General features: G+C 67.0%; 11 protein-coding genes and 1 pseudogene. 8 read left to right on the forward strand and 4 right to left on the reverse strand.

Going from position 1 to position 12,253, the window contains the following annotated elements:
* Positions 1 to 8 precede the first annotated feature (8 nt).
* Genes K3U96_RS08440 through K3U96_RS08450 form a run of 3 tightly spaced genes read right to left on the reverse strand, consistent with a single transcriptional unit; the run spans position 9 to position 3,737 of the window.
* Positions 9 to 1,751, reverse strand: coding sequence for a nitric oxide reductase activation protein NorD (locus K3U96_RS08440; RefSeq protein ID WP_220692697.1), 1,743 nt, complete (start codon positions 1,749 to 1,751; stop codon positions 9 to 11).
* Positions 1,748 to 2,569 carry a CbbQ/NirQ/NorQ/GpvN family protein gene (locus K3U96_RS08445; protein WP_220692698.1) on the reverse strand — a complete coding sequence of 274 codons (822 nt, stop codon included), beginning with the start codon at positions 2,567 to 2,569 and terminating at the stop codon, positions 1,748 to 1,750. Before K3U96_RS08445 ends, K3U96_RS08440 begins: the two co-directional genes overlap by 4 nt.
* A gap of 1 nt (position 2,570) precedes the next feature.
* Positions 2,571 to 3,737 (reverse strand): spirocyclase AveC family protein, encoded by a 1,167-nt coding sequence (locus K3U96_RS08450; protein WP_220692699.1) that lies wholly within the window; start codon positions 3,735 to 3,737, stop codon positions 2,571 to 2,573.
* A 105-nt stretch (positions 3,738 to 3,842) separates the two neighbouring features.
* Here K3U96_RS08450 and K3U96_RS08455 point away from each other — a divergent pair, with 105 nt between their 5' ends.
* From K3U96_RS08455 to K3U96_RS08475, 5 genes are all read left to right on the forward strand, one after another.
* Entirely contained in the window at positions 3,843 to 4,445 is a 603-nt protein-coding gene (locus K3U96_RS08455; protein ID WP_220692700.1) for a TetR/AcrR family transcriptional regulator, read from the forward strand.
* A gap of 174 nt (positions 4,446 to 4,619) precedes the next feature.
* Positions 4,620 to 5,885 carry an aromatic ring-hydroxylating oxygenase subunit alpha gene (locus K3U96_RS08460; RefSeq protein WP_220692701.1) on the forward strand — a complete coding sequence of 422 codons (1,266 nt, stop codon included), beginning with the start codon at positions 4,620 to 4,622 and terminating at the stop codon, positions 5,883 to 5,885.
* 4 nt (positions 5,886 to 5,889) lie between these two features.
* On the forward strand, positions 5,890 to 6,219 hold the full coding sequence (locus K3U96_RS08465) for a hypothetical protein (protein ID WP_220692702.1): 330 nt from the start codon (positions 5,890 to 5,892) through the stop codon (positions 6,217 to 6,219).
* A complete protein-coding gene (locus K3U96_RS08470) occupies positions 6,216 to 7,472 on the forward strand; it encodes a metal-dependent hydrolase family protein (protein WP_220692703.1) in 1,257 nt (418 codons plus the stop codon). The genes K3U96_RS08465 and K3U96_RS08470 overlap by 4 nt, the downstream gene beginning before the upstream one ends.
* A 22-nt stretch (positions 7,473 to 7,494) precedes the next feature.
* Positions 7,495 to 7,947, forward strand: coding sequence for a MarR family winged helix-turn-helix transcriptional regulator (locus K3U96_RS08475; RefSeq protein WP_069405090.1), 453 nt, complete (start codon positions 7,495 to 7,497; stop codon positions 7,945 to 7,947).
* A gap of 7 nt (positions 7,948 to 7,954) precedes the next feature.
* Here K3U96_RS08475 and K3U96_RS08480 read toward each other — a convergent pair whose 3' ends face one another.
* Complete coding sequence (locus K3U96_RS08480; protein ID WP_220692704.1) at positions 7,955 to 8,542, reverse strand: TetR/AcrR family transcriptional regulator; 588 nt, start codon at positions 8,540 to 8,542, stop codon at positions 7,955 to 7,957.
* A gap of 92 nt (positions 8,543 to 8,634) precedes the next feature.
* On the opposite strand from K3U96_RS08480, the pseudogene K3U96_RS27140 reads away from it, so the two are divergent.
* From K3U96_RS27140 to K3U96_RS08495, 3 genes and pseudogenes are all read left to right on the forward strand, one after another.
* Positions 8,635 to 8,715 (forward strand): annotated as a pseudogene (locus tag K3U96_RS27140) (NAD-dependent epimerase/dehydratase family protein); the annotation flags it as partial.
* Positions 8,716 to 8,792: 77 nt separating this feature from the next.
* Positions 8,793 to 11,018, forward strand: a complete 2,226-nt coding sequence (locus K3U96_RS08490; RefSeq protein WP_220692705.1) for an acyl-CoA dehydrogenase family protein — start codon at positions 8,793 to 8,795, stop codon at positions 11,016 to 11,018.
* A 25-nt stretch (positions 11,019 to 11,043) separates the two neighbouring features.
* The gene (locus K3U96_RS08495) at positions 11,044 to 12,252 is read left to right on the forward strand and encodes a thiolase family protein (protein WP_069405084.1); all 1,209 of its coding nucleotides are present in this window, start codon (positions 11,044 to 11,046) and stop codon (positions 12,250 to 12,252) included.
* Position 12,253: the final 1 nt, after the last annotated feature.

Here is a 12,253-nt window from a genome sequence, read left to right on the forward strand (position 1 = left end):
CGCAAATGTTAGGCACTTGATACGTTGCGGGTGGCCGCCGCACGTGCGACGCCCTGGCCGGTTCTGCGCCCGGCGGGGCGCGGGGCGGCGAGTTCGCGCAGTGCCGACAGGAACAGGTCATCGATCCGCGGGCTCAAGTCGGCGAGGGCGGCCGCGCTGGCATGGCTCGCGGAGCCGAAGACCCTCTCCAGCGCCTCGGAGCCGGCCGTGGTACCGAGTGAAAGGCACAGACACGCAACACCATCCAAACGCAGCTCTTCGAGTGACTTGTGCGCGTCGGCTTCGGCGTAGCGGCCTTCGTAGCCGTCGTCGTACGGATGCCCATCGGACAACACGAGCAGTAGCCGGTTCGGAGTGCCCGCTTGGGCCTTGAGGATCTCGCCGGCCCCGCGGATCGCCGCGCCGAGGCGCGTGTAGTTGGCGGGTTGCAGTTGGTTCAGCCGGGCCCGGCTGAGGGCGGTGAAGCGCTGGCCGAACGTCTTGATCGCCGGCAGGTGCACGGCATGTCGGCCCTGGGACCGGAACGCGTACACCGCGACGCGGTCACCGAGGTCTTCCAGCGTGGCAGCGATGGTGGCCGCCGCTCGCCGCTGGTGGTCGTGAACCGCCAAGCCGGCCGGATCGGCGTCGGTGGCAGATCCGGACGCGTCGAGCAGGATCAACACCCCCAAGTTCCTGGCGATCTTGCGGTGCTCGCGGTAGATGTGTTCGGGGGGTGAATAGCCACAGCGCAGATCGACGGACAACTCGACGAGCGCCTCGATGTCGAGTTCGTCGCCGTCTGCGCGGCGCCGCAGCACCTTTGGTCCCAACCCGATCCGGGACAGCCGCCGCTGCAGCACGTCGTCGCGTACCACCCCGGCGGCCGCGACGTCGGCGCGCGTCGTCAACGGATAGTCGATGACCCGGCACCAGTCCGGCCGGTACCGGTTCTTGTGGGCGTCCCACTCAGGGTGCAGTGCCCCGCCGACGCCGACCGTGGCGCCGGGGTTGTCGTCGTCGGCGAAGTGGATCCGCGTGGGCATGGGTCGGGCTTGAGGACCTGTGGTGCGCGCCCGCCGTACCGCGCCGACCCGCATTTCGGCGCCGCCGGTGCTGTCTCCCGACGACGTGGATGTGCCGAGCAGTTTACGAAGGAAGTCACCGACCGCCTCGTAGTTGAACAGCGGGTTGTCGAAGAGCTTGAGGATCTTGCTCTCCGTACCGGGCCCGTCGTCGTCATCCTCTGCGGTGTCGGCGTCAGCGTCACTGAACTGCAGGCGCAGGTCGCTTTCGGTAGCCCGACCGCCGGTGAGCGCATCGGTGCTCAGCAGCCGAGCCGGTTTGATCACACCGAACCAGTCCGGCGGATCGGCGGCTTTTCCACGCCCCCTTGCTGTTTCGAGTGAGTCGGCGGCAGATGCTGTGGTCGGCGCCGCGCCGGTGTACAGCGTGGCGGCAAGTGGCAGTCGGCCGACCAGTTCGGTGAGCGCCCGGCGTCCTTCCAGCGCGAGGTACTGGCGAGCCAGCCCCGGCCGTGCGCGCAATCCTCTGACCAGGTCTGGTTCCAGGCTGCCCGCGGCCAGCAGCGCGCCCTGCAGCAGCACCTCCCGCCGCTGCTGTTCGGTGGAGCCGCCCGCGGAGGTGAAGATGACCTGACCGTCGGTGTGCGCGGGCCCGGCGGGCGCCTCGGCCACGTCGACCGACCGGCCGGCCACGAACGAAGCCAGAAGCCGAAAGCGCCCGGGCCCCAGCGGATCGGCGGCACTCACGGCCCAGGCAGCACGGCGTCGACGAGTTCGCCGAGCGCGCGGGCGACATCGCGGTCATCGGTCAGCGCTTCGACGATCGCTGCCTGCACCGCCCTGCGCAGGCCCAGTCCCTCGGCGGCCAGGCCGCCGGCGAGGATGAGCATCCGGGTGGACGACGCTTCGCCGAGCGGTGAGCCGTCGATGTTGCGGATCGCGCTGCCGACGGCCACCAATGCGCGCGCAGTGGCGGAATCGACCCCGGCTTCGTGGGCGACGATCTCGGTCTCGGCCTCCGGCGGCGGGAAGTCCAGTTCGATCGCGACGAACCGCTGCCGCGTCGACTCCTTGATGTTCTTCAGCACACTCTGATAACCCGGGTTGTACGAGATCACCAGCTGGAATCCGGGGGCCGCCCGCAGTGTCGTGGCCAGCCGGTCGACCGGGAGTTCGCGGCGGTGGTCGGCGAGCGGATGGATGACCACGGTGGTGTCCTGGCGAGCCTCCACGATCTCGTCGAGGTAGCAGATCGCGCCGGTCCGCACCGCCCGCGTCAACGGCCCGTCCACCCAGACCGTTTCCCCGCCCTTGAGCAGAAACCGCCCCACCAGGTCCGCCGACGTCATGTCCTCATGGCCTGCCACCGTGATCAGGTCGCGGCCGAGTTCATGCGCCATCGCCTCGACGAACCGGGTCTTACCGCAGCCGGTTGGGCCTTTCAGCAGCACCGGCAGCCCGCGGCGGGCCGCGGCGCCGAACACCTCGACCTCATCGCCGACCGGGCGGTAAAACGGTGCTGCCGAGCGGGTTTCGACCGCCGCGGCACGGTTGTTGGTCGACAACTCATTCGCCCCGTTCGTGTGGCACGACCGGCGGCATCTGCACACCTTCCGGCAGCACGAGCTCACCGTCGGTGTTGATGTAGCCGGAGTGCCTGGTCGGAATCGGCAGCGACGGATCGGGGCACGGCCGGTCGGTGCCGTCACCGCACAGGCCCGAGGTGAAGTACGAACGCTTCTGCACATCCTGGGGCCACGGGTCGGCGTGCGTGGCCATGAACTGCGCGGGAATGATGTAGAAGACGAAGAACGAGGCGCTGATCGCTGCGAAGATCGCCAGGAATCGGACAAGCTGTTGCGTCGCGAAACCGCCTCGCACGTTGTCCAATCCGCGCTCCACCACCGTGCGGCCGCGGTCATCGGTGAAGAACCGCAGGCAGCACAGCGCGGCCTGCACACCGCCCCACATCAGGCCCTCATAGATCGGCCACTGGTAGTAGGTGCCTGCGTTGATCGACAGCGACTGGATGGCGCCGGGGAAGGTGTACATCCCCAGGGGCATCAGGATCAGGCCTTCCATCACGAAGTCGAAGAAGAACGCCCACACGGCCGCGACCGCGATCAGTCCCTTGGTGCCGAGGTTGGGCCAGCGCTGTTGCGCCTTGCGCATGACCCAGCAGCCCAGGATCGTGCAGAGCAGCACACCGAAGGCGTAGCCGGAGACATTGATCCCCAATGGTTCGGCCACCTGGGCGCCCGGGCGTTCGGGGGAGAGCCAACCCGGCACGTGCGGAGCCCACGAACCCATGTTGAACGCCCACGCGTTGTAGGTGCACCAGGTGTTGATGTAGTTGAGCAGCGGATCCTGGAAGAAGAACAACCCGGTGGACACCATGATCATGCCGTCCAAGGTGATGCGTCGTTCGCGCCGCCACGGCCGGATGATGAACCACCAGATGGCGACCGGGAACAGCACCGGCGAGCCGATCTGCCACATCATCAAAGCGACCTTCATAAAGGTCGGCGGGTCCGTCGGACCGGGATCCACCCGCGTGAAGTACGGGCCGGTGATCCACCGGATCCACACGTAGATCTGCAGAAGCAGGATCAGCCCGCCCGCCGTAGCCCAGATCTTGACCCGTATCGAGGGCCGTGCCGTCGGCTCGTCGAGTCGGCCGACGGTGCTCAGCGACTCAGTGGCCGGGGTCTTCTTGCTCGACAGTTCGCTCACAACGCCTCCTCGGTCGCGCACAGCAGCCTCGCGATCCGGGTCAATATACCGATGAGTATCTCGCGAACTCAATGGTTTCTCAGAAACTTGTGGCAGACTTTCGTCATGATCGAGCGGTGGACCCGGGAGCGGCGGCTCGAGCACACCCGATCCCTGCTGTTGGACGCCGCGGAGAATGTCTTTGGCGTAAAAGGTTTCACCGCTGCGACTCTCGACGACATTGCGTTTGCGGCCGGCTATACCAAGGGCGCCATCTACAAGCACTTCGCGACCAAGGAGGACTTGTTCCTGGCCGTCAGCGACCGGTACTGGCGTCGTTACTTCGACAACTTCGCCGAGGTGATGTCTGCGGCCGATCAGGTGGGGGCGCGCGAGCGAGACGAGATCGCCACGCGGTGGCGACAACTGAGCCGTGACCGCGGCGCCGAGCACGCCGCGTTGGGACACGAGTTCACGCTCTACCTGTTGCGCAACCCCGACGCGCGAGAACGCGTGGCCGCCAAGCGGTCAGAAGTGGTCGACGCGCTGGCGAAGTTCATCGTCGACGGCATCGACGCGCTCGGCGGAACCTTGCTGATACCGGCGTTGACGTTCGCGCAGGTGCTCATCGCGACCAGCGACGCGATCGTGCTGGGCAGTGAACTCGACGACGTCGACCTGTACCGGCCGATCGTCGACATGTACGTCTCGGTGATCAAGCTGCCCTGACCCCCGCACCCCGCCCACCCGCAGCCGCCCAGATCGACCTTTTGGCGGGATCTACTCGCACTTTCTCGCCCGTTTGTCCCTTTGGGCAGGAGATGCGCGCCGGGTGTATCAACTACTTGCGATTGTGATGGGGAGCAGATAGCGTCGGCATCGTCGCGTGGACAGGAGAAGTCAATGGCCCGATTCCCCAAACCGCCCGAAGGCAGCTGGACAGAGCACTATCCGGAGCTGGGTACCGAACCGGTGTCCTACGAAGACTCGATCAACCCCGAGTTCTACGAGATCGAGCGTCAGGCGATCTTCAGGCGGGCTTGGCTGAATGTCGGCCGCGTCGAACAACTTCCGCGCAAGGGCAGCTACTTCACCAAGGAACTCAAGGTCGTCAACACGTCGATCATCGTGGTGCGCACCACTTCCGGTGAGGTCAAGGCCTACCACAACATCTGTCGGCACCGCGGCAACAAGTTGGTGTGGAACGACATGCCGCTCGAGGAGACCAACGGTGTGTGCAGGCAGTTCACCTGCAAGTACCACGCGTGGCGCTACGACCTCGACGGCAACCTGACCTTCGTGCAGCAGGAGGGTGAGTTCTTCAACCTCGACAAGAGCCGCTACGGCCTGGTCGGCGTGCACTGCGAGGTGTGGGAGGGCTTCATCTTCGTCAACTTCGCCAAACAACCCGAACAGTCGCTGCGCGAGTTCCTCGGCCCGATGATCACCGATCTCGAGGGCTATCCGTTTGACAAGTTGACCACCAGGTTCTCCTATCGCTCCGAGGTGAAGGCGAACTGGAAGCTCTACATGGACGCGTTCCAGGAGTTCTACCACGCGCCGGTGCTGCACGCGAACCAGTCGCCGACCGCGTACTCGAAAGCGGCTGCCGAGGCGGGCTTCGAGGCGCCGCACTACCGCATCGAGGGTCCGCACCGGTTGGTCAGCACGTCGGGGGTGCGGGCGTGGGAGATGGCAGACGAGATGCGTAAACCGATCGAAGACATCTGTCAGAGCGGGCTGTTCGGGCCTTGGGACAAGCCCGATCTCGGTGAGATGCCGGTTGGCCTCAACCCGGCCAAGTGCGACCCGTGGGGACTGGATTCGTTCCAGCTGTTCCCCAATTTCGTCATCCTGTTCTGGGGCCAGGGTTGGTATCTGACCTACCACTACTGGCCGACGTCGCACAACACGCACATCTTCGAAGGCACCCTGTACTTCCCTCAGGCGCGTACTCCACGTGAGCGCGTCGCACAGGAACTGGCCGCGGTGTCGTTCAAGGAGTACGGCTTGCAGGACGCCAACACGCTGGAGGCCACCCAGTCGATGATCGAATCCCGCGTGCTCGACGACTTCCTGCTGTGTGATCAGGAGGTGCTCATCCGCCACCTCCACAAGGAGACCGCCGCCTGGGTCGACGAGTACCAGCGCAAGACGGCAGGGGTGTAGCTCGATGACCGCGAAGCTGCCTCCCGAATTCGCCGAACTGGAACCGTTTTCGGACTGGTGCCTGGCCACCGAACCGGAGCGCTACGCCAAACGGCTGGCCAGTTCGATGACCGACATGCAGGCGTTCTACGACGCGATCACCGCCCGCGCGGAAGAGGCGCTCACCTACTGCGACAAGTTCACTTTCGACGACATGCCCGAGGACGTGCTCAACCTGATGCGCCTGCTGTACTCGATGATCATGGTGTCCTTTCCGGTGGAGTGCTGGAAGCAGCCGCGGGTGCCCGATTCCGGCGCCTCGACGATCGACTGCGTGTCCGAGCCCGTCCCGTGACCGACGCAGTCACCGTTCTCCGGGCGCAGCGCTGGGCCGACGTCGAGGCCGGCCAGGTGTACTCCCCGGCGGTGCTGGTGATAGCGGGTGACCGGATCGCCGCGGTCAATCCCGTTGAGCTTCCCAAGGATCCAGAGCAGGACATCGACCTCGGCGACGTCACACTGCTGCCGGGGCTGATGGACATGGAGCTGAACCTGCTCATCGGCGGCCCCGGCGGGCCGGCGGGTCTGCCCAGCCCGATGCACGGTGTACAGGACGATCCGGTGTACCGGACGCTGCGTGGTGCGGTCAACGCCCGCACCACGCTGGAAGCGGGTTTCACCACCGTGCGCAACCTGGGACTGATGGTCAAGACCGGCGGGTATCTGCTCGACGTCGCACTGCAACGCGCCATCGACCAGGGCTGGCATGTGGGCCCCCGGATCTATCCGGCCGGGCATGCGGTGACGCCGTACGGCGGACACCTCGATCCCACCGTCTTTCAGCGGCTGGCCCCCGGCATCATGCCGTTGTCGGTCGCCGAGGGCATCGCCAACGGGGTGGACGACGTGCGCGCATGTGTGCGCTACCAGATCCGCCACGGCGCGAAGCTGATCAAGGTGTCGGCATCCGGAGGGGTGATGTCGCACAGCACCGCTCCGGGCGCCCAGCAATATTCCGACGACGAGTTCGCCGCCATCGCCGACGAGGCCCACCGGGCCGGCGTGCGGGTGGCCGCGCATGCGGTGGGCGACAGTGCGATCCGGGCGTGCATCCGGGCCGGTATCGACTGCATCGAGCACGGTTTCCTGGCCTCCGACGAGACCATCCAGATGATGGTCGACCACGGCACGTTCCTGGTGTCGACGACGTATCTGACCGAGGCGATGGCCGTCGACCGGATCGCCCCCGAACTGCGCAAGAAGGCCGAAGAGGTGTTCCCGCGCGCGCAGTCGATGCTGCCCAAGGCGATCGCCGCGGGAGTCCGGATCGCGTGCGGCACCGATGCTCCGGCGATTCCGCACGGCCAGAACGCCAAAGAGCTGTGTGCGCTGGTGTCGCGGGGGATGACGCCGATGCAGGCGCTGCGGGCCGCGACCATCACCAGCGCCGAGCTGATCGAGGCGGACGACGAATTAGGTCGTCTTGCACCGGGATACCGCGCCGACGTGATCGCCGTGCCCGCCGACCCGTCGCGCGACATCACGACCACGCTCGACGTCCGGTTCGTCATGAAGGGCGGCCGCATCTACCGACACGATGGGAGCTGACGTCGTGGCGGAGGAACTCGGCGTGGAACTGGCCGACAACATCCTGTGGCACCTGAAGCAGGCGTGGTACTTCTCCCTGACGGCGGTCAACGATGCGGTGAGTCAGCACGGGGTCAGCACCGCCCAGATCGGCGTGCTGCGTCAGCTCGCCAACGAGCCCGGGTTGTCGGGCGCCGAGCTTGCCCGTCGCCTGTTGATCACGCCGCAGGGTGTGCAGCTGGCGATGAAGGCGCTCGAGCAGCGTGGCCTGGTCGAGCGCAAGCCGGACCCGCAACACGCGCGGATCCTCAAGGCCTACCTGACCCCCGAAGGACGAAAGGTTGCCGCGGCGGTGGTCAGCGATGCGATCGCCGCGCACGAGGCCGTCTTCGGTGTGCTGACCCCCGAGGAGCAGCGCACGCTGCGCGATCTGCTGGCGCGTGTGGTGGAAAAGGGTACCGGCAACACGCTTTTCGACGACCACATCGGCGATTAGGCGCCGGTCAGCACACGGCCCCGCTGAGCACCGTTCGGGTGATGGTCTCGGCGCGGCTGCGGCGGAAGGACCGGCCCTCGTTGAGGATCGCGTAGACGATGCCGCCGACGATCGCGTCTGCGGCCGCCTGGGCAGCTGCGTCGTGCAAACCGGCCACGGCCAACCGGCTTTTCACGCTGTTATGCAACGGCACACTGAAGCCGGCGTACATCCGGGCCTTGGTGTCGTCGTACTCGAGCCCGGCCACGGTGAGGATGCGCAGCATCGCATGTCCTCGCGCGGTGGTGAGCGTGGCCGCCAGTCGGCTTGCCCACCGGGTGAGATCGGCGGTCAGATCCCCGGTGTCGTCCACAGCGCGCAAGATCTTGTCGGCATCCTCGAGCAGCACATCGGCGACCAGCGCGGGCCGGCTCGGCCACCACCGGTAGATGGTCTGCTTGCCGACCCCGGCGCGCGCGGCGACGGCTTCGATGCTCAGCCCGTCGAAACCCCGCTCGAGCAACAGGTCCTTTGTCGCGGTGACGATCGCCACCCGCGACTTCTCGCTGCGACGGCGTGGGGCGCGCGCTTCGGTGACCACTGAACGACTCCGCATCTGACGGCCTTTACAGATGGTGACAGGAACCAGTAATCTTCGCAAGACGAGACGGTTCGTCTCGTCAGGAACGAGAGGTCCGGGTCCCACGAGTGGCGAAGAAGCTTGTCATCGGAGCAAGCGGGTTCCTGGGTTCACACGTCACCAAGCATCTGGTGCAGCGCGGGCAGGACGGCTACGAGGCCGAGGTCGTCGGCGTCGAGACCGCCCACTTCTTCCGCGGGTCACGCCGCGCAATCGGGGTGGCGTGATGAGCCTGGCACTCACCCCGGAACAACGCGAACTCGCCGACTCGCTCGGCCGCTTCGCCGCGCGGCACGCCCCGCTGACGTCGACACGGAAGACCTTCGACGCGGTGGCCAGGGGCGACCTTCCGCCATGGTGGGACGACCTGGTCGCCAACGGTTTTCACGCGGTGCACCTGCCCGAACGCCACGGTGGTCAAGGTGGCGAGCTCGTCGATGCCGGCTGCGTGCTGGAGGCGGCCGGTAAAGCCGCACTGGCCGGTCCGCTGGTGCCGACGGTCACCGCCGGTGCTGTCGCACTGCTCGCGCACCCGTCGCCTTCGGCGCAGAGCCTGCTCACCCAGCTGGCGGCCGGGACACCGGCCGCGGTCATCTTGCCGCAGCACGCATCGTTTCGCGCCCGCGCCGATGGTGATTGCTGGCTGATCAGCGGTGCCTCGGAGGTGACAGCCGGAATCTGTGCTGCCGGCGTCGCCCTGGTTGGCGCCCGCACCGATGAGGGCCGGACGCTTTGGCTGGCCATCGACACCGCGCAGCCGTCGGTCAGTGCCGAACCGCTCGCCGGCACCGACCTGCTCACCGATATCGGCGTCCTGCGACTCGACGATCACCCGGTCGCCGCATCCGTGACGCTGGAGGGGATCGACGCCGACCGCGCGGAATTCGTCGCGGTCGCGCTCGCCGCGTGTGTGGCCACCGGTATCACCCGGTGGTGCGTCGAGGCGGTGACCGAGCACCTGCGCACCCGTGAACAATTCGGCACACCGATCGGGACATTCCAAGCGCTGCAACACAATGCCGCGATGCTGCTGGTTAGCACCGAACTGGCCGAAGCCGCGACGTGGGACGCCGTGCGGGCCGCGCACGAACCCATCGACCAGCACCAGATGGCTGCGGCCGGCGCGGCCCTCATGGCGGTGCTGCCGTGCCCGGGCCTCGTGCTCGACACGCTGACGATGTTCGGAGCCATCGGCTTCACCTGGGAACACGACCTGCACGTTTTCTGGCGCCGGGCGACCAGCCTGGCCGGCTCGGTCGGCGCCAGAAGCGGTTGGGCGCGGCGACTGGGCGAGGTGACCGTGCACGGTGAACGGGACTTCTCGGTGGACCTCAAGGATGCCGAAGCCGAGTTCCGGTCACGGGTCGCTGAGACGCTGGACGCGGCCGCCGCCAAACGCAACGACGGGCCCGGTAAGCAGGGCGACTATGAGCATTTCGCCACCGGAGCACAGCGCACGATCATCGCCGAGGCCGGGCTCATCGCACCGCAGTGGCCCCGACCGTGGGGCCTGGACGCCACACCGTTGCAGCAGCTCATCGTCGACGAGGAGTTCAGCAGGCGCCCGGGGCTGGTCCGCCCGTCGCTGGGGATCGCCGAATGGATTCTGCCGTCGATCATCCGGGCCGGCTCAACAGACCTGCAGCACCGGTTGATCCCGCCGACGATCCGTGGCGAGCTCGCGTGGTGTCAGTTGTTCAGCGAGCCCGGCGCGGGTTCGGATCTGGCCGCACTGACCACGCGCGCGATCAAGGTCGACGGCGGCTGGCGGATCACCGGGCACAAGATCTGGACGTCGTCGGCGCACCGCGCCGATTACGGAGCGCTGCTCGCTCGCACCGACCCGGAGGCCCGCAAACACCGCGGGCTCGGCTATTTCATCGTCGACATGGCGTCGGCGGGTATCGAGGTGCAGCCGATCCGGCAGGCCAGCGGCGAGACGGAGTTCAACGAGGTCTTTTTGACCGACGTGTGGGTGCCCGACGAGATGCTCCTCGGTGCGCCCACCGGAGGCTGGGGCCTTGCCATCGCGACGATGGCCGAAGAGCGTTCGGCAATCAGCGGGTACGTCCAGTTCGACCGGGCGGCGGCGTTGCGGCGGCTGGCGGCGTCGCAGCACGAGACGCGCGACGACCTGGTGCGGGAACTGGGCGAGCTCGACGCCTACGCGCACGCGATCAAGGCGCTGGGGGTGCGCGAAACCATCCGACTGCTCGACGGCGAAAGCGCCGGTGCGGCCTCGAGCGTCGCCAAGATCGCGATGAACGAGCTGTTGCGCCGCACCTTCGCCACCACGCTGGGATCGACGGGGCGGTTGGCGATGGTCGCCGAATCCGATCCGCCCGTCGCGCAACCGTATCTGCGGGTGCCCGCCGAACTCATCGGCGGCGGCACCAAAGAGATCCAGCTCAACATCGTCGCGCAGATGATCCTCGGCTTACCGCGCAAATAGCCGTCAACCACAGCGAAGGACCAACATGGGATTACGGGGCGAAGCCGCCATCGTCGGGTACGTCGAGCTGCCACCCGAGCGGATGAACAAGGCGTCTCCCGCGCCGTTCACACTCGAGCAGTGGGCCGAACTCGGCGCGGACGCGCTCGCCGACGCGGGCCTGTCGGGGGAGCTCGTCAACGGCATCGTCACCTCGCATCTCGGCGAATCCGAGATCTTCGTACCGTCCACCATCGCCGAATACCTCGGCATCGCAGCTAATTTCGCTGAACTCGTCGACCTGGGCGGGGCCAGCGCCGCGGCCATGGTGTGGCGTGCCGCGGCTGCGATCGAGCTGGGGCTGTGCGATGTCGTGCTGTGCGCGTTGCCGGCGCGCTACATCACGCCGATGTCGGACAAGAAGCCCAAGGCGCTCGTCGACGCGGTGTTCTTCGGCTCGTCAAGTAACCAGTACGGCTCTCCGCAGGCGGAATTCGAGATACCGTACGGCAACCTCGGGCAGAACGGTCCGTACGGTCAGGTCGCCACCCGTTACGGTGCGGTGTACGGCTACGACGAACGGGCGATGGCCAAGATCGTCGTCGATCAACGGGTCAATGCCAACCACACCGAGGGCGCCATCTGGAAGGACAAGCCGCTCACCGTCGACGACGTGCTCGCCAGCCCGGTGATCGCCGACCCGCTGCACATGCTCGAGATCGTGATGCCCTGCGTGGGAGGGGCCGCAGTCGTGTTGGCCAACGCCGACATCGCCAGGCGCGCCCGCCACCGTCCGGTGTGGGTCAAGGGCTTTGGCGAACACGTGCCGTTCAAGACACCGACCTACGCAGCCGACCTGCTGCACACGCCGATCGTCGAGGCCGCCGACACCGCGTTCGGTATGACCGGACTCGGCCGCGCCGACATGGACATGGTGTCGATCTATGACTGCTACACGATCACGGTCCTGCTCACCCTGGAGGACGCCGGGTTCTGCGACAAGGGCACGGGTATGAAGTTCGTCGCCGACCACGACCTGACCTTCCGCGGCGACTTTCCGCTCAACACCGCCGGTGGCCAACTCGGCTTCGGTCAGGCCGGACTCGCCGGCGGCATGCATCACGTCTGCGACGCCGCCCGGCAGATCATGGGCCGCGCCGACGCGGCGCAGGTGCGTGACTGCGACCGCGCGTTCGTCTCCGGCAACGGCGGGATCCTGTCCGAACAGACCGCCCTCATCCTCGAAGGGGATTGAC

Origin of the sequence: Mycolicibacterium holsaticum DSM 44478 = JCM 12374 (genome assembly GCF_019645835.1) — a bacterium.
Lineage (GTDB): Bacteria > Actinomycetota > Actinomycetes > Mycobacteriales > Mycobacteriaceae > Mycobacterium > Mycobacterium holsaticum.

Coding starts and splice junctions, on each gene's coding strand:
- K3U96_RS08455 (WP_220692700.1), top strand. CDS start 3,843: ATGATCGAGCGGTGGACCCGGGAGCGGCGGCTCGAGCACACCCGATCC.
- K3U96_RS08460 (WP_220692701.1), top strand. CDS start 4,620: ATGGCCCGATTCCCCAAACCGCCCGAAGGCAGCTGGACAGAGCACTAT.
- K3U96_RS08465 (WP_220692702.1), top strand. CDS start 5,890: ATGACCGCGAAGCTGCCTCCCGAATTCGCCGAACTGGAACCGTTTTCG.
- K3U96_RS08480 (WP_220692704.1), bottom strand. CDS start 8,542: ATGCGGAGTCGTTCAGTGGTCACCGAAGCGCGCGCCCCACGCCGTCGC.
- K3U96_RS08490 (WP_220692705.1), top strand. CDS start 8,793: ATGAGCCTGGCACTCACCCCGGAACAACGCGAACTCGCCGACTCGCTC.
- K3U96_RS08495 (WP_069405084.1), top strand. CDS start 11,044: ATGGGATTACGGGGCGAAGCCGCCATCGTCGGGTACGTCGAGCTGCCA.